Source organism: Kamptonema formosum PCC 6407 (assembly GCF_000332155.1).
GTDB classification, from domain to species: domain Bacteria; phylum Cyanobacteriota; class Cyanobacteriia; order Cyanobacteriales; family Microcoleaceae; genus Kamptonema; species Kamptonema formosum.
Genome location: NZ_KB235903.1, coordinates 1,190,522 through 1,211,853, shown reverse-complemented (window position 1 = coordinate 1,211,853; position 21,332 = coordinate 1,190,522). Strand labels below are relative to the sequence as shown.

Sequence of the window (21,332 nt, the reverse complement as noted above, 5' to 3'; positions counted from 1 at the left end):
CCTCTTCACCTTAGTTTTTGTTGTTAGTTAATCCTAGTTTAGCCAAGACTGAAAGCCACACTAATCTTCGATAAGGTAACAGCCAATAAATTGGCCAGAACAAACCTCCGTGGCGCTGAGTAAATACTTTCCACTCACTAGCAGGTTGCAGAGTCGCATCTTTAAAGGCTAAACCTTTAGGTGTACTCATTTTTTGCAAGCCTTCCGTCAGATTTGATGCCGCAGTTTGTGTCACTTGCGGATTTAGAGAGCAAGTTGCTAGATGACCCTTTGCAATCCAAACTGTACATCCTTTTTGCTTCGCTCGCAAGCCATAGTCCCAGTCAGCTATGTAGTGGACAAAGGCAGGATCGAGATTGCCGACAATTTGAGCAACGTTGCGAGGAATTAGGACGCAATTACCATGTATGGTTCCACAACTTTGAACTTCTTGAGCCGGTTCTAGAACGCGATATCGAAAAGGGAGTAAGAAGTTATCTCGCACAACGCCGCCGTAAGTAGTTTTACCTGTTTGGGGATCGCAGGTTGAACCCGATACAATTGCTTTGGTTTCTCCTCGTTCTAATAGTTCCTTGCTCGTTGCTAACAAGGTACTGACGGCTTCTGGATATAAGATGGTATCGTCATTGAGCCAGAGGTAGTAATCGGGATCGTCTTTCATGGCTTCAGTAAAAGCAAAGCGCATTCCACCGTTCCAAAATAAGTTGCCATCACCATGAAAAATCTTGACTTGAGGATAAGTTTCACTGACAACCTCCGCCGTACCATCAGTGCTAGCATCATCTACTAAATAGGTGGTGAGGCTAACATCGGCGGGTAGATTTTGGTTGAACAAGGCCTCTAAGCAAGCCAAGGTTTTTTGTTTGCGGTTGAAGCAAGTTAGAAGGACTGAAATTCTAGTAGTGTTCATGTTTTCTAAATTAGCTGATTCTTCCATAATATCGTCAAAGTTTTTTGAGCTTTCCTTCTCTAAGAACTGTTACCTTTTGTGATTGACGCGGGAGTAAGGTGCGTTTGATCTTCCTCAATGTTATCTTGAGGCTATCTATAAGAAAAGCCTTTGTAATTAAAATTTTTCTGAGCCAGGGGGAAGTATTTAAAGCTTTTAAGCAACGTTGTTGATATCGATCGTATAAGGGACTATAATAATCTTCGTGATTATGTTCTTTATCTTGTTGCAGAACGATATTGTTGGCTGTTTCCAAATTTCTTAAGGTCTGCGGCAGGTCAAAACTGTAGCCACTTACTAAGTCATACCATTTTACTCCTTTTTGTGTTAATCGATAGCCTTGATCCATTTCCACGAACAAAGTCCAATCTGACTTGCCATCGAAAATCATTTTGTAGCTATCCAAAAGATTATGATTGTAGACTTGCAGTACGTAAGATGTTCGGATAAAATAGTTTCCTCCGTTAGCGTAAAACCATTCTCTGCTATCTGTGTGGGAAAATAATATCATTTTTAAGCGAGCCGCATAAAGCATTGTAACGGCGGGGTCTTGCTCATAAATTTTCTCACATTCATCTAAATCTACAATCAGGTTATCTGGACTTACGTCAGCTTTAATTTGACCTCCAATTGTGGGGAATTCTAGGGGATATCTACTAGCAGGAGATGTCAAATCGAGATAGTGTTCCTGAAACTGCCAGATATATTTAGGCGGAGAATCAAAGTAATTATCTATTAATAAACCAAAGTAGTCTATTCTAGCACCTTGGTCAATTCCCCAATTTCTTCTAACTATGTAATGAACTTGTTTGTTGAACTCCCAGCATTTTTCTTGTAAGAAAAAGGCCACTTTTTCTTGTTCTTTTTTATGATTAGAAGAGCAGTCTAAGATATAAATTTTATCTTGCTCTGGATCGAAGTTCCTGATTTTGTCAAAATTGTCTAAAAACAGGGAAATTCGTTCGTAATTAAAAACTACTAAGTGAAAACGATCCATCTATTTTCCTCCCGTACATCACTCAATAAAATTATAACAGAGATAAGTAAACTTGTTTGGTTTGTTCCGCACAATTCTCCCAAGAGAAAAGCTTGATTCTTTCTGTGCCGAGTTGGATTAATTTTTCAGTTGTCTCCGTTGCAAACAAAACTTTTTCCATAGCTTCAGCAATATTATCAGGTTGATGCGGGTCAAATAATTCGGCTGCTTCTCCGACTACTTCAGGCATAGAACTTGTATTACTGCAAGCAACCGGACATTTAAGTGCCATTGCCTCTAACAGCGGCATCCCAAACCCTTCGTAAAGCGAAGGATAAACAAAAAGTGCAGCATTTTGATATAAACTTGCCAGAAATTTGTCATCTCCTGAAACATGAATCACTTTACCTTTTGGAAGTCCAAGTTCGCTAATATTATTGATTTCTTCACTAGAAAATACACGACTTCCAAAGCATATGAGCTGAAAATTATTTCGTAATTGACTGGAACTAGCATAGGCTTGCAATAGAGTTTTAAAGTTTTTGTAAGTTCCTCTTTCTCCTACGTATAAAATATAGGGATGAGGGATTTTGGGAGCAACAGTATCGCTAGCATAGGTATTTAAGGAGTAGCCGTGATAGACTACAGATATCTTGCTCGGTTCTACATTTAAGATTTCTATTAAATCTTTTTTGGTGTTTTCCGAAACACAAATAATTCTATCGGCTTGCTGCACAGCTTCTTTTTTTACCAAAGCTGTTGGATCTTCTTGGGTATTAAAGATTTTTTTGCTATTGAAAAACTGACTGAACTTTTCGTGGATCATGTCGTGAACCGTAACTACCACTTTCACTCGCGGATCTGTTACGAGATTTTCAGAACTGTAATAAGTTTTGTGTAAAATATCGTAAGGATATTTTTTCAGCCAAATTACGGACAACTCGTGATTGAATTTTTCAACTAATTCATAGATTTTTTTTCTCCGAGTATCAGGAATAGGAAATCCAACAATTAAGTTCGATTTATTGTTGGATTTATAATTTTTCAAATACTCGTTGACATAAGCAATCGCTAAAATCCTCACCTCTATATTCTCAGATTGAGCGAGCTGAGTTGCTAGCTCATATATATATCTGGAAATACCACCATATTTCTGCCAGCTAAAAACTTGATGGTCGTAGACAACTCTCAGCATATTAGACCTTAACCTTCAATAATTTGTTGACTTGATTTTAGATTAGCTTCACAAAAGAGAGATTATATTCCCACTCAAATCTGAGATCGAATTAGATGGTAATAATTCTTTAAAAATAGATAGATATCGACTTGCTTGTAATTCTTCGCTAAATTCTCGCTCAGCTTTTTGACGGCCGTTAGCGCCAAGTTTTTGATGTCTTTCTGGGTTTTCTAATACCCACGTAATACCTTGGGCTAAATCTTCGCTTTTGTAAGGTTGGGCTAAGTAACCATTTTGTTGATGATCGACGATATCTTTTAAGCCTGTGGCATTAAAGGCAACGACGGGAGTGCCGCAGGCGAGTGATTCTGAGGCGGTTTGACCAAATGCTTCATACACTGAAGGCACTACCATCACATCAGCCGCTGAATAGGCAAGGGCTAAGGTACTATCGTCGTACAATTTGCCTAGATAGCGTACCTTAAAACCGAGCTCGGACTGTTCGGTAGGTTTTGATGCACCGAAAACTATGAGTTCCAATTCTTCTGGGTTGTGAGATTGACTTAACTCTTTAATTGCTGACTGAAGTAAGGAAAATCCCTTCCAGCGATCGCCTGTTCCCTGCATAGCTCCAAATAATATTAGTTGTTTGTCTTGAGGTAAATTTAAGATGGTTCGTGCCTGTAGGCGGTTAATAGGCTTGAAAGTTTGAGTGTCAAGCCCATTGGGGATAACTTCTATTCTATACCCTTTGAAAAGGGAGCTTTCACTGGCGCATTTTGCTAACCACTGGCTGGGACTAACTAGACAAAGGCTTAAATTTTTCCAAGCTTTCGCTTTTCGTTGCCATACCCAGCGGGATAGATCGAAGTCTTTGCTGCTATGCAGTTGCGGGCAACTACCGCAAGATTGAGTATAGCGATCGCAATCTTCCGTATAGTGACACCCGCCTGTAAAACTCCACATATCATGGAGCGTCCAAACTATGGGCTTATTAAACTTAGGCAGACTTTCTATTTGCAGAAATCCATTACAAGTCCAGTGTAAATTAATAATATCCGGTGCTATTTCACCCACTTTCGCAGGTAGAGAATCGGGCAGCCACTGGGTAGAAAATATTGCCGAATTGCGGTGTGAATACAGCCGCAAAGGTAAGTTATAGAGTGTCGAACTGATTTCTTCAAATTTATGAGCTAGCTTCCCTTTAATCGCAATGACATTGGGATCGTCGCTGCTTTTATTTTGTACAAGGATTTGGGAACTTAGCCCTAGATGTTCTAAACCTTGATGCAGCCGATAAGTTGCACGGGCTGCACCCCCTTCTCTATCAGAATAACTGAGAAGTAATACTTTCATAAACGCTTGCCATTAACTGCAATTGCCTTGATTTTTAAGAGTTGATTCAGTTTGTATTGCACTTTTCTAATCATCGGTGGATCGTAATCGTATAAAGTATTTTGGGTGAAATTATCTGCTTGGGTATCCCGAATCAAAAAGGGAGGATGCTTCAGAGGAAATTCTAGAGGTTCTGTAGGCATATTATTATAAGGACTGTCAACATCTGGTGTATGAGTACCACCCGCCCCATGACCAATGTTAGACACTAAATTGGTTTGAGAAATAATGTTCAATCCATTTTGAATGAAACTAGCAAATGCCCATTGAAAATCCCAGGTATTTAGTTTTCCTTCGTAACAGAGTTGGAAAGCATTTGTCCACACTCTCACCGCGCGGGGATCTTTGAGAATATCTGTTAAAAAATTGCCATCGCGAATTTCTGGCCACAACTTCATATCTAAATCGTAGTGTTTCCAAGCTCGTCTCCAACTCGCCCAACTCCAGCAGTGAGTATAGCAAGAAAAGTAATAGCTATAGTCTGTTCGCTGTCGCCCAAATTGAACATTTTGACCAGAAATGGACATCACTCTTTGATCGTATCGATAGCGTTCCAGCAATTCTTCAGCAAAGCGGAAAAATGTAGGATCGGGCAGACAATCATCTTCGATAATAATTGCCTCTTCAACTGTATCAAATATCCAATCTATGCCGCTAGCAACACGCTGCCGACAACCTAAATTAGTATCTGCATAATTTTTCAATACTTCACAGTCCCAATCTACTCGATCGATAATAGCCCTAACCGCAGCGCATTCTTTATCTTCTCCTGGTCTATCTGCACGGGGGCCATCAGCCACAACTAACAATTTAGGAGGTTTGATCTGACGAATTACTTCAAATACTTTGGCCGTTGTATCTGGACGTTTGAAGATAATAAAAGCAACTGGTGTTTGAATTTGGTAATTGGACATTACTTGGACTCTACTTATAGTTTAGTATCGGCAAGACTGACTCAGACCAATTTTAGGCTTTGTAGTTGGCGCTTTCTGTGTCCGCAGAATGGATTGTTCTCGGAATCTACCGCACTTGTTTCGGTCATCAGTAGCAGACAGAAGGCAAAAGCAAAAATACTCAGGAAGCCTGCTTTTGAGTCATATTTATTTTACCTTTTAAGTATCTACTCCTACTGATTGGCATCACTTGCTCTCGGTTGAGAGTAAAGATTATTCTAATTATAGTCTGCAAATTGGCTTAGACGTGCTAGCGTAGATTAAATTTACAATATCTTTATGTTGCATTTTGTGAAGTTCATAAAACTCATTCAGGACTTGCACAAAAGTATCCGTAACACAACCATCTTGGCGGTGACTTGACCGCCCAAATGAGAGCGATGCAAAATTACACCTTGATATCTAGCTGATTATTCTTCATTTCGTAACTTCCTAACTTCCTAACTTCCTAACTTTTAATGTATTGACAAAAATCCGTTTATCTCCTCGCAGATAATTGACCTATTTTCTTGATAATATCTACTAGAAAAATTGCCTTCGTTTGCATCCAAAACATCTTTCTAGTTTTCGGGTAAAGTGCGTGGGCTAAATAAGAAGCTGACATCTGTGCAATCAGAGTAGCAATCCCTGCTCCCAAACCACCATAGCGGGGAATTAAAATAAAGTTTAATATAATATTAACAACTGCGCCCACAGCGGTTGTCGCGGCTGAAAGATTTAAGAATCCTTCTGTAATTAGCCATGTACTTCTGGCGATTCCTAAGCAGACAAACAGCCCAGCCCAAATCAGAACCGCTAAAGAGGGGGCAGCACCAAGATAGTTTTTTCCATATAAAAGAATCACTATCGGCTGTGCAAGCAGCATTACAGGAATTGCAACTGCATAAGATATTAAAGACATTAAATATAAAAGTTTTTGCAGGCGCTCTGTATAAAGAGTTTCACTAATGTCTTTAGCTTTAACAACCGATGGGAAAACAGAGCCAACTATAGCCATAGGCACAAAATACCAGAGTCCAGAAACTTTGACGGCTGCTGCATACAGTCCTAATTCTTCCGCGCTACTAAGTTGTTTCATCATGATCTGATCGATCTGCATATAAATAAAGATCATGAAGTCGGATAAAATCATCGGCCAGCTTTGCTTGAGCAATTCCAGAGCAAGCTTGCGGTTAAATTGCCATCTTAATATCTGATTCCCATTTGCTTCATAAACAATCACAAAGCCCACAGCCCTTAAAGCATATTCAGCACTAAATATCCAAGAAAATGCGAGCAATGAAGCTCGGAGATTAATGAGGATAACTTTAACAACACTCATAATCAAATAAGCCGCATTCGTAGACAAAACGGTATATTTTGATTGCACTTGCGATTGGAACCAAAAGTCGATGGTTTCAAAAGGCTGAAACAGAGTTACTAATGCTGTTATTCCTACTAACAATTGAGTATAGGGTTCGGTAGGATTTAGAAAAATTACTGTGACGATGGTTAATGACAAAGCTATCAAGCCACCAATGTTTTTGAGGACAAAAACTGTACCTAGAATTTCTTCCTTATTAGACGAATTCCGAGATAGATCGCGAATCACGATCGAACCCAACCCAAGGCTGGCAATGGGAGCAAACAGCCCTGCTGTCGCCATCGCATAATTGAGCAAACCAAATCTCTCCGGTTGTAGGTAACGAGCAACCCACAACCCTACTAGCAAACCCAGACCTAGCTGCAATATCTTGTCAGCAAACAGCCAAGTTGTGTTGGCAATCACCTTACGTAGTCCTGGGCTGAGCTGATCTATAAACGCAAAGAGCTTGTCTAATATCATAAGTTTTCAATTCGTTACAAAGCAGGTGATTTTTCAAAAAATTCTCTTTTCGTTTAAGTCTTTACTGAAATATCTCGACTCAGGCGGACTGACATGACAATGTACCAAAACCAAATGCTGGTTGTCCCAAAAAGACCTGTTTCCGTAAGGTTTGTCATTAGTGTATAGGTCAAGATGAAAAGAGGCAAGCCTGCTTCGGGAAGTTGCGTGCGAGTTAAATATACGACTCCTTTGATAAGATTGTTTAAAAATGAAAACATAAATAATATCAATCCTCCCCAACCTAAATCACAGGCTAAATCTAAAAAGCCATTGTGAGAATGAGGGGGGACAAATTGGCTTTTAACGATGATAATACTGTGGGCTGGATTTTCCAAACCCCGCCAAGGTTGCCAAAAACCAGCAACTCCAAACCCCAGAAGGGGACGCTCGTTAATTTTATCTACGATTTGCGGCCAAAATTCCGTTCGCCCCGTCAATGTCATATCTTTTTTAAGACCATCAACAACGATCGCCTCCAGATTATTAATCACCACAATTGCCAGACAAATGCTGATGATTAGGAAAAGTATGACTGAAATCACAGCCCACTGCACCGGCAATTTTTTGATGACACTGAGATAAAACCAAAGGCCTAATAAGATAATAACCAAGATTCTGCTTGCTCCGCTACACCCTTTTTGGACTGCCAAGGAAGCCAACAAACCAAAAACAATCGCCAAACGCCGATTTTTCGGTGAATAAAAGGCAAATAAAAACCATAAAACCGCTGTTTGAGCCATAAAAAATGAAAACTGGTTCTTGTGACCCAGTATTCCATTCCAGCATCCAGCCTCATCCGCATTGGTTTTCAACAGGCTCCACAACAGAACACATAAGTTGACCACACGCCACCAAGGATATAGCTCTTGCCAACTATATTGCTTTCCTATGTAAATAGCGATAACTGTTACTTCTAAAATCACTAAACTATTTTTGAAGCTGACATCACTCGTATCTGACCACAAAAGTGAAAATAAGATCATAAATAAAAGTATTGCTAACGACGGATCGCTACTCATCGTCATTAAGAACGCTTTTAAATAATCTTTCAGAGTAGAGCGCAGTCGAGGAAATAATACGAATAGAAAAGCAGCATAGATTCCGATCTGTCCGATGATGGTGGGAGGTGTAGTCCGATCCGTTGCCATCACGAGCGGGTGCAACTTAGTAAAAGGCATCACTCCTGCACCTGACGCTCCTGAAATCGCAAATAAAAATATGCCAGCAATGATTTTTTCCAGATTTAACCCGATTTTTTTGTTCTTGGCTACTGCTTGATAAATTAATATCAGTACAATGAGAGCGATCGCTATAATAATTAATAAAAATAGAGGATCGCGGAGAATTTCTTTCATTTGTAGTACCGACCTTAAATATTTCTTTTTATTTACTGTCTAGCAAAAATAAACTAGGAGCAGGTCTGTCTTTAAATATAGTCAAGCTTTCTCAAAACTGCCAGATCTAGCGAGCAGATGACTTAAGTATATTTCCTTCTGACTAAGGCCCGGTACCTTTTGCCTTCTAGTGAGAACCCACAGTTTGGCAGTTTTTCGCCCACTAGGTTAGATTAAAATCATGAAGCAAATTACGTTGTATATTGCGAACGCAAGTTTGCCCAGACAAATCGTCCCCCTCTTGACCGGTCTGAGCCTGTTAGCGATCGCAGGTGTCGCTTCCCCACAGCCAACGGTCGCCCAAGAGCAAATTGCACAGAATGCCGCTCCCCCTCCTTCGGGAGCCAACTCCTCGAACGCAACGGGAACTTACACTTTAGGAGGCGGAGACAACATTCGCGTCGATATTTTCGACTTGCCCCAACTCAGCGGCAACTACCAAATTCCGGCAGGTGGCGTGATCCAGTTACCCCTAATTGGCAGTATTTCCATCCAGGGGCTAACCCTTGAGGAAGCAACAACTGCCATTTCTAATGCCTACGCCCCGGTTCTCAAACGCCCCCAGATTACAGTTAGCTTGCAAGCGACGCGACCCCTCAACGTCTGGATTTCAGGAGAAGTCAACCGCCCAGGCTCCTATAGTATTCCCTTAAGTTCAGGAGCGGGTAATGTTCCTTCCGTCCAATTTCCCACTTTAGTACAGGCGATTGAACGAGCTCAGGGCGTGACCCAAATTGCCGACATTCGGCGAGTAGAAGTGCGGCGACGAGCGGGGGGAGTTGGTCAAGCGCAAGTCATAACCTTTGACCTATGGCAATACTTACAGACTGGCACCGTATCTGCGGACATCACCTTGCGGGATGGAGATGCGATTTTCATACCTACAGCACCAGCAGTCAATCTAGCAGAAGCCCGTCAAATCGCCATTTCTACCTTTGCTCCTCCTCCTAGTCAAGCTCGTACAGTAGCAGTGGTAGGAGAGGTAACTCGCCCAGGGAGATATGTCGTAGTCGGAGGAGATACCTTATCCGCCCAAAGCGTCCAAGGACTGCCAACAGTAACGCGGGCAATTCAGCTAGCTGGAGGCCTCAAGCCTCAAGCGGATATTCGCCAGGTGCAGGTGCGTCGCCCCACCAGTGCCGGTTCCGAACAAATTTTTAGTGTTAACCTCTGGCAACTTTTAGAGAGCGGCGATGTCAATCAAGACACGATTTTGCAAGACGGAGATACGATTATAATTCCTACTGCTGCGGAAATTAACCCCGCAGAAATATCTGCGATCGCAGACGCTAGCTTTTCTCCAGCAAAAATTCAAATCAACGTTGTCGGAGAAATAGTTAGACCAGGATTGGTAGAGGTACCCACCAACACCAGCCTCAACCAAGCACTGATGGCAGCAGGAGGATTCAACAGTAGTAGAGCTAAAAAAAGTTCCGTAGAACTACTCCGCCTCAATTTCGATGGCACTGTTTCCCGGCGCATTATACAACTTGATTTTACTCAAGGAATCAACGAGCAGACTAACCCCCTCGTCCGAAATCAAGATATCATTGTAGTCAGACGCTCCGCCACAGCCGGAGTAGTAGACACTGTTAACCTGATTTTAAATCCCACTGCTGCCCTTCTAGCAGTACCAAGCACTGGTAATGCACTCCTATCATTGCTCAACAGCTTGGGACTTATTAGATTGCCTAAATAACACTTTATTAGCTAAGGAAGCAATCAAAAAATATGGATACAGAATATCATTTCCAGCCAACAACATCGAAGCGCAACGGCGCTATGCCTCAACCAGGGCCCAACCTCTCTCCAGGGAATAACGATACTAGCGATCAAGAGCCTTTAGATTTAGGTTGGCTCTTTGCTGTAATGCGGAGAAGGATGGGGATCATGGTAACGATCGCGGTCATACTCAGCGGAATTTCTGGCTCGTTGGTATTGTGGAAAACCAAGCAAATTACCAGACTCTATCAAGGCAGTTTCCAGGTTTTAGTAGAGCCAATCACGGCAGAAGGTCGATTGTCTCAATTGCTGATCCAGTCTCAGAGTGCCAACTTCAGCGCTGATGAAGTTAACAAAGTTGGTTCCTCTGTCGAAGACAGCAGTATGGTAGACTATCAGACTCTATTGCGAGTGCTAAAGAGCCCTAAACTGCTGGAACCGCTGGTTAAAAAGCTACAAGCTAACTATCGAGAAGTTAGCTACACAAAGCTCAATAATCAGTTGAAAATTAGCCGGATTACTTATGCTAAAGATGGTAAAGAAGCGGGCACGAAAATTATAGAATTTACTTACCAGGATAAAGACCTGGATAAAATTAAGTTTGTCCTCGATACAGTTTCTAAATACTATTTAGAGTACAGTCGCCAAGAGCGTCTAAAACAGACTACAAAGGGCATGGAGTACATTGATAGCCAGCTCCCAGCACTGCGGATGCGAGTCGATCAACTACAGCGACAACTGCAATCCCTGCGCCAGCAGGCTAACCTGAGTTTACCAGAATTAACTAGCAGAAGCTTCGCCGATCAAGGAAACGCTATTGGCTCTAACCAAGTCACTCTCCAAGCCCAGCTTGCTGAAACCAGAAAGCTATACAGTAACCTGAAAGCGCAGGTAGAACAGGGCAATATGGCCGGGGTAGTAACAATTAACCCGAAAGGTTACGAAACCTTAATCAGCCAGCTTCAGACACTAGAAACTCAATTGGCAATTAGTGCAACTCAATTTCGGGAAGACAGTCCGCCGATGCAGTCTTTGCGAGAAAAGCAGCAAAATGTACGCGGCTTGTTACAGAAAGAAGCTCAATTGACACTCGACACAGTAGCCGGCCAAATCCAGCAGCTAGAAGCTCGAGAACGTAGCTTAACAGCAAGTGAAGATAGTCTAAATGCAAATATCAGGGAATTACCATCCGTCCTCCGCCAGTATGGAGATTTGGAGCGAGAATTGGGGGTAGCGACAGAGAGCTTGAAGGTATTCTTATCTAAACGAGAAACCCTCAAACTAGGTGTAGGGCAGCAAGACACGCCGTGGACGATCATCAATGAACCCACGATCCTGACAACTGAATTCGGCAAACCTTTATCGGTGACTGTTACCAATAAAGGTAAAAACTTAGCGATCGCATTAGTATTGAGCATCCTATTTGGCGTAGCAGTAGGCTTTGTAATAGAAGTGCTCAATACAGTTTTCCATACCCCAGAAGAAGTGAAATGGGGAACGAAACTACCAGTGTTAGGGTTAGTTCCCCAGACGAAAAAACTTAGGAGAATCACCAAGAAATCTAAGCAGCGAGCATCAGTTAAGAATGTTAATGATGGAACTCTAGGCAAAAGCCCACAACTACAGTTGGGTGGTAGTAAGTTACACGGGGATTTAGATTATTCCTTTTTAGAAGCCTTTCGTTCCCTGTACACAAACATCCGCTTGCTAACCCCAGGGAGATCTATGCGTTCCTTAGTAATCGGTTCAGCAGTGACAGGAGATGGCAAGTCAACCATTGCTTTTTATCTGGCAAGGACAGCAGCGGCCGTCGGCCTACGGGTGTTACTCGTAGATGCTGACTTGCGCTTACCTCAACTCCATCTGCGCTTAGGCCTACCCAATGTCCGGGGACTCAGCGATGCGATCGCCACAGACCTCAGCCTCAACGACGCGATCCAGCGATCGCCAGACGAAGACAACCTCTTCATACTCACAGCAGGCTACACCCCACCTGACCCGATCAAACTCCTATCATCGAAAAAAATGCTCTATCTCATGGAGCAATTTCAAGCATTTTTCGACTTAGTGATCTACGACACTCCACCCCTTGTTGGTCTAGCAGACGGACATATCCTCGCTGCTCACACCGACGGTACAATCTTAGTAGTAGCGCTCGATCGCACCGATCGCTCTCTCGTCACCAAAGCACTAGAGGGATTAAAAATTTCCGGTGCTTCTGTCTTAGGAACCGTCGTTAATGGCATTAAAAACTCAGACCAAACCTCAATGCACCGCCAAGTGAATTTTGAAAGCCTTTACAGCAATCAACTGGAGACATTAGGTACTCAAAATAACAACACCGCTCAAAAATTCTGAACCCCGCGATCGAGGGGTTGGGGAAGAGGTCAAATAATTTTTTGGGTAGAATTAAACAGGTCTCCTGCCTTAGAGGGGAAAGGTACGGGGAAAAGGTCAAATTCCCTCTTCAGGCAAAATCGGGATGCTCCCCTGAGATAGCGCCGCCCAGGACGCTGAGAGTAAACTCAGACTTGCCGTTTTCTAAGCTCTACCCTTAAGAGCATTTTTTTGTGGAACAATGCTATTTTTACGATAGAGTGATAAAGTAGCAAAAAGCCCCAGGTGTGTCAACCGAGATTTCTCGGAATTATTAAGAGCAATGATAAGGAAATGATGAGACGTGGGTAAACTATATATAACCAATCACAATTTAAATTGGGGTACGCTACCCTTGCTTGTTAAAGTTTCAACCCAGAAACTAGGTAGGAATATATGAGTACAGTTATGGTTGTTGACGACAGCGTTACCCTGCGGGAGATGATCGCCGACTTGCTCAAAGGCAGAGGATTGAATGTTACTGTCGCCAGTGACGGCGTAGAAGCTCTAGAGCAAATCAAAGCGAATTGCCCCGATCTAGTCGTTCTGGACATTGTTATGCCCCGGATGAATGGCTATGAAGTTTGCCGGCGGCTCAAGAGCGACCCCAAAACCCAAAATTTACCTGTGGTAATGTGTTCGAGTAAAAGTGAAGAATTCGATCGCTACTGGGGCATGAAGCAAGGAGCGGACGCTTATATCGCTAAGCCTTTTCACCCACAGGAATTAGTAGGAACTATTAAACAACTCCTGCGTGGGTAGTGGTATTTCCCCTTGTCCGCAGGCAAGTTGATACTATAGCTAGGGACTAGGGGAAAAAGGGGCTAGGGGTTAGGGGCTAGGGGAAGAAGGGAAGAAGGGAATAGAATCAAGGTTTCCAGCGATCGCTCCTTTCCTAACTGCCAAGAAGATTGCTATATCTTATGTTTTAAAGTTGGCGATCGCAAAACCTATAGCAACCACCAACACTTTCCTCGTACCCTTCTAGATAACTAAATTTTATAGCAACTGCCAAGGCCGTTAGGACGTTCTGAATTCCACCAAACCATTGATTCTATTCCCTTCTTCCCTTCTTCCCCTAGTCCCTAGCCCCTAGCCCCTAGTTCTCCCTCCTACATAAAGTTTTACCAAGGGCTGCCAATCATCACAAACGCCGACCAATAGAAAGGATGCGATAAATTCCGATCTCCAAGTTTGAGGAGAGGCGCGGGCAAATCAACACTCGTCCCCTTCGATCCCCGTAATTTACCTCCCTGCAAACGCACCTCTCCCCGTAGCATCGCCATTTGCGCCTGACGCAAAGCAGCCGCCTTGATTGGTGCTAGCTTTAACTGCCCATAAAACTCAGTCATCAATGCCAAAGTACCCTCATCACTGACATACCAGAGACTCGCCAACGCCGTCTTTACACCCGCCTGCACTGCCAAACCCCCAAAACCCAACTCAGCATCACCATCCCCCACCGCAGTTTTACAAGCACTTAAAACCAATAATTCCACAGCCGGGTCATTCAATCTTAGCTGCTGTAGTTGATCGAGCTGTAGCCGACTATCCCACAGTTGAATAAAAGAATTGCTGGGTGTTCCTGGTTGAAACTCCCCGTGAGTGGCCAGGTGAATAATACCAAAAGGCTGAGTCTCCCGTTGTCGCCTAAAATTTTCGAGAGTAAAACCCTCATTGAGAAAACCCACTCCTGGCCATTCTGACATAATCGTAGCGATCTCGAGCGGCACTGCTGGTAAAGGATTTAAATTAATAAATTGTGAGGCTCCCATTGCCAAAACAGGGGAATTTTTGACATCTACGTAGCGAGTATCCGTTAAATTAATGCTGGGAATGAGGCTGAGATTGTACTTTTCCATCAAAAAGTTTTGCCCATCATGCAAAGCAGCAATGGGGATACCTCGCAGACCTTTGTCCATAGTAAATGCGATCGTATCAATGCCGCGCTCTTGCAGAGTTTGCTCTAAAGGTGCAACTATCCACTTGTAAAGTAACTGTGCAGAGGCACGGTAAATTGTGGTATTTCGGAAACGGGGATTAGTAATATCATTTCTGAACTCTGTCACCACATCGAATAAGTCATCCTGCTTAGCTTCCGAGACACTCTTGTGAACTATAGACCCCGATGATGTTACTAGCACTAATTCTAGTTGTTCTGGGCGCGAGAAAACATAAATCAAACTCGGTTTTGTGCCAGTTCGCTGTTCAATTATTTTCAAACTTTTCTGGATATCGCTGAGAGAAGAAAACCCCGGATTTAAGTTAAGTTCCAGGTATTCTCCAAACTCCTGAGTGAATGACTTTTCTATCTGTCCTAATGCCTGAATGATATTACCTGAATTGAAACTTTGAGCGATGTTTGCACGTAATGTTGAGTTAAAAACTGCTTCTCTGGCGTTTTCGCTAGTCAGGTTGCGGAGATTATTTCCTAACTCAATTAAATTTGGTTGTAAAATAGTTGATGGTCTTTGTAGGTCGAGGGAAATGTTACGTTGGTCTTGACTTTGTTGCAGTGGAAGCAATGGGTTTGCGATCGGGATTGAAGGAGGATTTGGTCGGATTGGAGTTGGTGATATTGGAGTTAGCGGTATTGGAGTTGGCGATATCGGAGTGGGGGTGAGAATTGGTATCGGAGTGGGAGTGAAAATTGGTGTAGGCGTGGGAATCGGTGTCGGAATTGGCGTAGGAATCGGCGTGGGAATCGGCGTGGGAATTGGTGTGGGAATTGGTGTGGGAATCGGTGTCGGAATCGGTGTCGGAATCGGCGTGGGAATCGGTGTCGGAATCGGTGTCGGAATTGGCGTAGGAGTGGGAGTTACTGGGTTAGTAGTAATGATTTGAATATTACCCTGAGTATAAGAGTTGCTGAAAGATTGGCGGGGCTGAATGATATTATTACGACTGCTAGCGATCGCACCCGCAGTACCATTCACTGTCGCATCTCCCACTATAAATGGCGTTACTTGGTCAGTATCGCCGCCACCATGCCGAATTACTATCGGCCCACCGCCATCACCGCCAACAGTCGAAATACTTGCCTCTGTAACATTGTTGTCTGTAAAAGTACCAAAAGCCCGGAAAAAACCTGGAGTTCTGATATCAATGCTACCCCCAGGTGCATTAATGAATTCAACGCTGATATCATTTCCCGCACTTAGGCTCACATTGTTGCCGCCTCCGCTAGCGTTTACGCTACCAAGTGAGAGCTTTTCGCCCGCAGAAATGCTCACATTGCCATTAGCATCTATCCTGCCAATACTAACAGTACCTATATTAGCTACGACATCAACTGCATTGCCCACTAACGAGTCCACCGCCAAGTTTCCAGAGGCAGTCATGGCGATCGCACTGCCAGCACTCACATCGATCGCACCCGCTTCAATATTTCCGCCGCTACTCGTCAGACTTACATCGCCGTTGTTACCAACACTGGAAATCTCATTAGTAAAAATATTCCCCGCTGCTTCCAGAGCGATCGCACCATTTGACTGTAGCAGACCAGCAGTGGTAATCGAGCCACCCGTTGCGATCGCCACTTCCCCACCGTTAATCTCGCTAGTGACAATATCACCCCCCGCTGACAAAATCACCTGTCCATCTGCTGAGATCGTCCCTACCGTAATTGAGCTGGATGAAGATGGAAAAGAGGTAAAATTTGTATCTCCAATCGCAGCATCGGGAGGAAGATTAGGAGCATTTGCCAGACTCACTACTCCCGATCGCAAAATCAACGCCGGGCCACTGGTCAAGATCGCAATATCTGGATCGGAACCAGAAACCGTAACATCGGGCCCTGTAATCTCAATATTGCCTGCAATAATGCTCCCTTTCGCCTCCACTTTCAGCGAAACGCCTGTATAGTCCCCAAAGACGACATCTCCCTCAGAACTGAATATGGGGTCATATCTGCTTACAAAGTTACCCGGCCCACCCGACAAATTCCGAATCGAGAAACTACCACCAGCAGCAAAGTGAGAATCGCCGGAAATATTACCACCACTAACCAAGCTTAAGTCGCCCCCGCTTTGGAATTGGGGCCCCGGCGCAATACCTGGAATCGGATTGAGGGCTAGGATATCAATGCTGCGATCGCCCTGAATGTAAAGACTCCCTCCCACTCTAGCAACAAAGGGATTAGCTGGGCGATCGCGAACGATTACTCCATTTCGTGCTTGCAAAGTCAGGTTGCCACTCGTATATAATTGACTTCCCAATAAAGTGAGATTATTTGCACCATAGAGTATAGCAGATTGACCTTGAAGTGAGTTAGCGTAGCCCGCCGCAAGTATTGCAGAATTCGGTGCAATTACCGTATCCCCGGTTTCTACCTTCAAATCCGAACCAATCAAAACCACTTCCCCAACACTATTAACAGCGAGTCCAGTCGCCTGACTACTGCCAGCACCCGTTAATAACTGCGGTAAAGAAAGAGGTACATTAGCCACAGGTATTGCAGATCCTTCCCCTTGCGAAGTCGCCACCTCTAAACTCAGCAATAGACCCTGTTGACTGATGCGAACCACATTCTCACCAGGGACAGCAGCAACAGTAATTTGACCCCCTAGTGCGGTTAGACTGCCAGTATTCACCACCGTACCACCGAGCAAAGTTAAATTTTGTCCTGGCAAAACGGCTAACTGACCAGCATTAACTATACTTCCCGATCGCACTCCACTGAAATTAAAACCACTAGGCGTTCCCACTAATGCAGCATAATCATTAACACCAACAGCATTCAACCAATTACTCCCAAACCCGATACCATTAGCAGTCGTAACAGTGAAGCTACCGGGCACATTTAGACTCGCATTAGCACCAAAAATAACACCTGCCGGATTGATTAAAAAAAGATTAGAATTCCCACCACTGACAGCAATTAAACCATTAATTATTGAAGCATCCCCACCCACAACACGAGCCAAGATATTTCTAATCGCTGGATTAGATAAAAAATTAGCAATTTGACCTTCACTCAAACCAAACTGTTGAAAACTGTGGAAAAGATTCGCTCCGTCCTTTGACAGAGTACCGCCGCCAATATCGTAGCGGTTGCCTTCAGGAGTGACAAAAGTTCCCGTACCATCTACAGCGGGTTTAATGGGCTGCGCTGTTGCCAAAGAATCAAATATTAAAAAATAGAAAGGAAAAATCAATAACCCACATTTTTTAATATTTGATTTTCTATTTTTCATCATAAAATATACCTAAATACCAATTATAGCATGAATTGTAGAGGTTTTTAGTTGCACGCTCGCAGGCTAATCGTTTATTGGTAATTGCTCACAGTTAACACTTAACAAATTGTTAATTGGTAATTAAAAGTAGTCTTTCATCCAATTGAAAACTGCTAGATCGGGATTTTACTGATTTTACCTAGTTCACTTGCTAATTACCAATTAACTCCTGATTTCAGTGATTTTAGGCAATTCACAAATTTTACTTGCTAATTGGTAATTGGCAATTAGCACAAATATATCAACTGTAGGTAAGTCAGCATACATATTAATACCAACTGTCAAAATTATTGAGACAATCTGCATTGTTGAGTTAACTTCAGAAGAGCGACCTCCTGCCTCCAGCCTCTACTGTTGCATAACTTTGGAGGATTGGTATAAGAAAGAGTGCTAAAGCCTAAGTTGGCAAGACAGATAGAACCATCTAAAGTTCCCTAAGATAGTAGGATGACAGAATTTTTAAGAGGACTTAAGCATAAGCAAGATTTTCTGTAATTACGACAGCCAAGCAGAGCACAATCAAGTTTAGCGCAGTCAAGCGTAGCGCAGTTGGGACGGAGGAACTAATCTAAGGAACAAAGCAACCCCAAAGTAATCTTAAACCTTGATTGCTCGTTATTACTACGCAAGTCCTATTTTAAATTACTGACGATGCTCAGTTCCTCTTAAGATAGAAGCTCAAACCAACTATAGGGAAAACCTCAGTTATGACAGTCATTAACGGCACACTTGATGATGATAATTTAACTGGAACCTCACAGCGAGATGTCATCTACGGCAGAGCCGGTAGTGACCTGCTTAACGGTGCAGAGGGAGACGATCTGCTGTATGGTGGCAAAGGCAGCGACACTGGCAGTGGTGGCTCAGGTAACGACTATCTCTTTGGAAACTTAGACAATGATAGCTTAGATGGCACTGATGGTCGGGATGTCATTTTTGGGGGTAAAGGCGAAGACACACTGCGGGGAGGAGAAGGCCGCGACTTGCTATTTGGCAATCAGGGAAATGACTTGATTGAAAGCGACAGCGGGGGAGATACTAGCACAGGGGGTGAGGGTGCTGATACTTTTTCTTTTGGGCCCGCAAGCGGCAGTCTAAATTTAGTAAATGCACCAGTTATTACTGACTTTGGCAATGGCGAAGATGTAATTCGCCTAGCTAACGGCGGTCAAATATTGAGTCAAGGCAGAAGCATTATTGATTTAACAACTTTTGAGACTGCTACAAGTAAGCTCAATATCTTTCAAGGAACTGGTGAGAATGCTAAAAATGCCATCATTCAGGATTCTGTAACACAAGAGTTTTTGGTAGTATTGAAGGATGTTTTAGTCCTTTCTTCACCTACTCCTACCCCTACACCTAATCCTACACCTACGCCTACGCCTACTCCTACTCCTACACCTACGCCTACGCCTAATCCTACACCTACACCGCCGATCGCTGTGGCGGACACTCTCAACAGATTTGCTGCGGTTTCAGGTACTAATGGTCAAGATATAATTTTTACCGATCAAGCTGGCAATTATACTAGCGTTCTGAATATTCCCATAGTTGATTTACTACAAAATGATAGCCCTACTGGGATTACGGTGACAACCGTTAGCAATCCCATTAATGGCACGGCTAATTATAACTTTGGCGACACAAGTGTATTATTTACCTCCCAAATTGGAGTCAGTACAGTTAGTTTCGAGTATGCAGTTAGCGATGGCACTTTAACGAGTACAAATGTCCCAGTAACAGTCAATATCGAAGGGTTTCAGGTTAGTGGGTTTGAAGACAATGACACCATAGTAGGTTCTTCTGGTAATGACACTCTTGATGGTGGCAGTGAAAACGACAGAGTGCAAGGCGGTGATGGCGATGATAGTCTAGTGGGTGGATTGGGAAATGATACTATGATTGGCGACTTAGGCAACGATATTGTAGTTGGTGGAGAGGGTGATGACTGTCTCTCTGGGGGTGCAGGTGCAGGCTTAGTTGCGGATGGTAATGATGCGATCGCAGGCGGTAATGGTAACGATACTCTGATTGGTGACTTCGGCAACGACACCATTAATGGCGATGCTGGTAATGACTTGATTCAGGGAGATCCAGGAGACGACTTTCTGTTTGGTGATGCTGAGAATGACTTCCTAATTGGTGCGGATGGTAACGACTGCCTCAGCGGGGGTAGTGGTGATGACACCCTCAGTGGCGGCACTGACAATGACACTCTTATTGGTGATAGCGGTAGCGATCTCCTCGCTGGGGGTATCGGTGATGATTACTTTCAGTTAAACTCTCCAGGTGATGGGATCGACTTTCTAAATGACTTCACGCCTGGTAGCGATCGCATTCTCATCTCTGCTACGGATTTCGGCGGTGGTTTAACGGCGGGTACGCTTGCTGCAAGTCAGTTTGTCTTAGCTGTTGCTGCATCTGACTTGATTCAAAGGTTTATTTATGATAGCGGTTCTGCGAATTTGTTCTTCGATGCCGATGGCATTGGCCCAGTACCACAAGTGCTGATAGCTACTTTAGCTGCTGCGCCTCCCTTGAGTGCCTCTGATATTTTGATTATTTGAGCTAATAGTTAACTGTTAACTCAGATTCTTTTTCACGCATTAGCGAGTGCGATTGTACTTCAACCTCTTCACAAATAACTTCAATTATAGTGTTGCCATAAAGAGTGACAGTATGTAGCAAAGGTAACTCGTCAATATTTTCAGGATAAAATGAATATTTTCTCAAGTCATCCTGAGTCAGCTTTCTATATTCATGAGTAATCTCGATAATATCTACATAATCATTATCTTTATCAGACTTCAAAGAGTCTTTTGAAAAGTTGAAAAGGAGAATATTTTTTAACAGAATTACTAACTTATGTTCTCGATTGAAAATTTTGATTGAGAAGATACTGCCACTGTTTTCAAAACTAACTGAATCAGCATAGGTGAGAGGAAGTTCTGTCAAGAAAGGTTTGTTCATGAGTTTATATCGAAATATTCTGGTGGATGCCGATCGTGAGGAAGAGCGCGATCGATTCTACTACCGTCAGAGGCTAACCGCTGTCCCTTATTTATTCTAAAACCATCTGTACCGTATATGGGAGCTTCTGTTCTAACAATTCTTCCTGTTTGCCAGTTGATATCAACTTGCGAACCGTCAGGATGCTTGAACTTCTGCCATCCTCCCTGGGAAGGCTGTAGATTGCTAGGTTGAAAGCCATTGGCATCAAGAATTTTTCTTACCTCCTGTCGAGACAAGCCGTTAAAATCTGGTAGGTTTGCGCTCATGCTATTCC

The 21,332-nt window shown here is 43.2% G+C and carries 15 protein-coding genes; 4 read left to right on the top strand and 11 right to left on the bottom strand.

Features of this window, described 5'->3' with window-relative positions; translation table 11 throughout:
* Nucleotides 1–10: 10 nt before the first annotated feature.
* The 7 genes from OSCIL6407_RS0110150 to OSCIL6407_RS0110120 all read right to left on the bottom strand — a co-directional run bounded on the left by OSCIL6407_RS0110150 (nt 11) and on the right by OSCIL6407_RS0110120 (nt 8,672).
* Nucleotides 11–937, bottom strand: coding sequence for a glycosyltransferase family 2 protein (locus tag OSCIL6407_RS0110150; protein ID WP_007353900.1), 927 nt, complete (start codon nt 935–937; stop codon nt 11–13).
* 7 nt (nt 938–944) lie between these two features.
* Nucleotides 945–1,946, bottom strand: coding sequence for a hypothetical protein (locus OSCIL6407_RS0110145; protein ID WP_007353899.1), 1,002 nt, complete (start codon nt 1,944–1,946; stop codon nt 945–947).
* Nucleotides 1,947–1,977: 31 nt separating this feature from the next.
* Nucleotides 1,978–3,120 (bottom strand): glycosyltransferase family 4 protein, encoded by a 1,143-nt coding sequence (locus OSCIL6407_RS0110140; RefSeq protein WP_007353898.1) that lies wholly within the window; start codon nt 3,118–3,120, stop codon nt 1,978–1,980.
* A gap of 48 nt (nt 3,121–3,168) precedes the next feature.
* Nucleotides 3,169–4,458: a glycosyltransferase family 4 protein gene (locus OSCIL6407_RS0110135; protein WP_007353897.1), complete on the bottom strand. Its 1,290-nt coding sequence runs from the start codon at nt 4,456–4,458 to the stop codon at nt 3,169–3,171.
* Nucleotides 4,455–5,411 carry a hypothetical protein gene (locus tag OSCIL6407_RS0110130; RefSeq protein WP_007353896.1) on the bottom strand — a complete coding sequence of 319 codons (957 nt, stop codon included), beginning with the start codon at nt 5,409–5,411 and terminating at the stop codon, nt 4,455–4,457. The genes OSCIL6407_RS0110135 and OSCIL6407_RS0110130 overlap by 4 nt, the downstream gene beginning before the upstream one ends.
* Before the next feature lie 517 nt (nt 5,412–5,928).
* A complete protein-coding gene (locus tag OSCIL6407_RS0110125) occupies nt 5,929–7,275 on the bottom strand; it encodes a flippase (RefSeq protein WP_007353895.1) in 1,347 nt (448 codons plus the stop codon).
* Between the two features lie 53 nt (nt 7,276–7,328).
* Entirely contained in the window at nt 7,329–8,672 is a 1,344-nt protein-coding gene (locus OSCIL6407_RS0110120) for an O-antigen ligase family protein (protein WP_007353894.1), read from the bottom strand.
* A 220-nt stretch (nt 8,673–8,892) separates the two neighbouring features.
* Between OSCIL6407_RS0110120 and OSCIL6407_RS0110115 the strand changes: the two genes are divergently transcribed.
* The 3 genes from OSCIL6407_RS0110115 (at nt 8,893) to OSCIL6407_RS0110105 (ending at nt 13,571) form a co-directional block, all read left to right on the top strand.
* The gene (locus tag OSCIL6407_RS0110115; RefSeq protein WP_007353893.1) at nt 8,893–10,410 is read left to right on the top strand and encodes an SLBB domain-containing protein; all 1,518 of its coding nucleotides are present in this window, start codon (nt 8,893–8,895) and stop codon (nt 10,408–10,410) included.
* A gap of 32 nt (nt 10,411–10,442) precedes the next feature.
* A complete protein-coding gene (locus OSCIL6407_RS0110110; protein ID WP_007353892.1) occupies nt 10,443–12,791 on the top strand; it encodes a GumC family protein in 2,349 nt (782 codons plus the stop codon).
* Nucleotides 12,792–13,205: 414 nt separating this feature from the next.
* Nucleotides 13,206–13,571 carry a response regulator transcription factor gene (locus OSCIL6407_RS0110105; RefSeq protein WP_007353891.1) on the top strand — a complete coding sequence of 122 codons (366 nt, stop codon included), beginning with the start codon at nt 13,206–13,208 and terminating at the stop codon, nt 13,569–13,571.
* 362 nt (nt 13,572–13,933) lie between these two features.
* Here OSCIL6407_RS0110105 and OSCIL6407_RS0110100 read toward each other — a convergent pair whose 3' ends face one another.
* Together OSCIL6407_RS0110100 and OSCIL6407_RS36200 are read right to left on the bottom strand one after the other, a co-directional pair.
* A complete protein-coding gene (locus OSCIL6407_RS0110100; RefSeq protein WP_019487183.1) occupies nt 13,934–18,004 on the bottom strand; it encodes a CHAT domain-containing protein in 4,071 nt (1,356 codons plus the stop codon).
* A 204-nt stretch (nt 18,005–18,208) separates the two neighbouring features.
* Nucleotides 18,209–18,352, bottom strand: coding sequence for a hypothetical protein (locus OSCIL6407_RS36200; protein WP_007353889.1), 144 nt, complete (start codon nt 18,350–18,352; stop codon nt 18,209–18,211).
* Between the two features lie 401 nt (nt 18,353–18,753).
* Between OSCIL6407_RS36200 and OSCIL6407_RS0110090 the strand changes: the two genes are divergently transcribed.
* Nucleotides 18,754–20,613 (top strand): calcium-binding protein, encoded by a 1,860-nt coding sequence (locus OSCIL6407_RS0110090; RefSeq protein WP_007353888.1) that lies wholly within the window; start codon nt 18,754–18,756, stop codon nt 20,611–20,613.
* Nucleotide 20,614: 1 nt separating this feature from the next.
* On the opposite strand, the gene OSCIL6407_RS0110085 is transcribed toward OSCIL6407_RS0110090, so the two are convergent.
* Both OSCIL6407_RS0110085 and OSCIL6407_RS0110080 read right to left on the bottom strand, forming a co-directional pair.
* Nucleotides 20,615–21,016, bottom strand: coding sequence for a hypothetical protein (locus OSCIL6407_RS0110085; protein ID WP_007353887.1), 402 nt, complete (start codon nt 21,014–21,016; stop codon nt 20,615–20,617).
* The gene (locus OSCIL6407_RS0110080; protein ID WP_007353886.1) at nt 21,013–21,324 is read right to left on the bottom strand and encodes a hypothetical protein; all 312 of its coding nucleotides are present in this window, start codon (nt 21,322–21,324) and stop codon (nt 21,013–21,015) included. Before OSCIL6407_RS0110080 ends, OSCIL6407_RS0110085 begins: the two co-directional genes overlap by 4 nt.
* Nucleotides 21,325–21,332: the final 8 nt, after the last annotated feature.

Bases quoted from the DNA above. Each gene is read 5' to 3' on its own strand.
- OSCIL6407_RS0110100 (WP_019487183.1), bottom strand. From the start codon at position 18,004: ATGAAAAATAGAAAATCAAATATTAAAAAATGTGGGTTATTGATTTTT.
- OSCIL6407_RS0110085 (WP_007353887.1), bottom strand. From the start codon at position 21,016: ATGAACAAACCTTTCTTGACAGAACTTCCTCTCACCTATGCTGATTCA.
- OSCIL6407_RS0110105 (WP_007353891.1), top strand. From the start codon at position 13,206: ATGAGTACAGTTATGGTTGTTGACGACAGCGTTACCCTGCGGGAGATG.
- OSCIL6407_RS0110090 (WP_007353888.1), top strand. From the start codon at position 18,754: ATGACAGTCATTAACGGCACACTTGATGATGATAATTTAACTGGAACC.
- OSCIL6407_RS0110115 (WP_007353893.1), top strand. From the start codon at position 8,893: ATGAAGCAAATTACGTTGTATATTGCGAACGCAAGTTTGCCCAGACAA.
- OSCIL6407_RS0110145 (WP_007353899.1), bottom strand. From the start codon at position 1,946: ATGGATCGTTTTCACTTAGTAGTTTTTAATTACGAACGAATTTCCCTG.
- OSCIL6407_RS0110140 (WP_007353898.1), bottom strand. From the start codon at position 3,120: ATGCTGAGAGTTGTCTACGACCATCAAGTTTTTAGCTGGCAGAAATAT.
- OSCIL6407_RS0110135 (WP_007353897.1), bottom strand. From the start codon at position 4,458: ATGAAAGTATTACTTCTCAGTTATTCTGATAGAGAAGGGGGTGCAGCC.
- OSCIL6407_RS0110080 (WP_007353886.1), bottom strand. From the start codon at position 21,324: ATGAGCGCAAACCTACCAGATTTTAACGGCTTGTCTCGACAGGAGGTA.
- OSCIL6407_RS0110120 (WP_007353894.1), bottom strand. From the start codon at position 8,672: ATGAAAGAAATTCTCCGCGATCCTCTATTTTTATTAATTATTATAGCG.
- OSCIL6407_RS0110125 (WP_007353895.1), bottom strand. From the start codon at position 7,275: ATGATATTAGACAAGCTCTTTGCGTTTATAGATCAGCTCAGCCCAGGA.
- OSCIL6407_RS36200 (WP_007353889.1), bottom strand. From the start codon at position 18,352: ATGCAGATTGTCTCAATAATTTTGACAGTTGGTATTAATATGTATGCT.
- OSCIL6407_RS0110150 (WP_007353900.1), bottom strand. From the start codon at position 937: ATGGAAGAATCAGCTAATTTAGAAAACATGAACACTACTAGAATTTCA.
- OSCIL6407_RS0110110 (WP_007353892.1), top strand. From the start codon at position 10,443: ATGGATACAGAATATCATTTCCAGCCAACAACATCGAAGCGCAACGGC.
- OSCIL6407_RS0110130 (WP_007353896.1), bottom strand. From the start codon at position 5,411: ATGTCCAATTACCAAATTCAAACACCAGTTGCTTTTATTATCTTCAAA.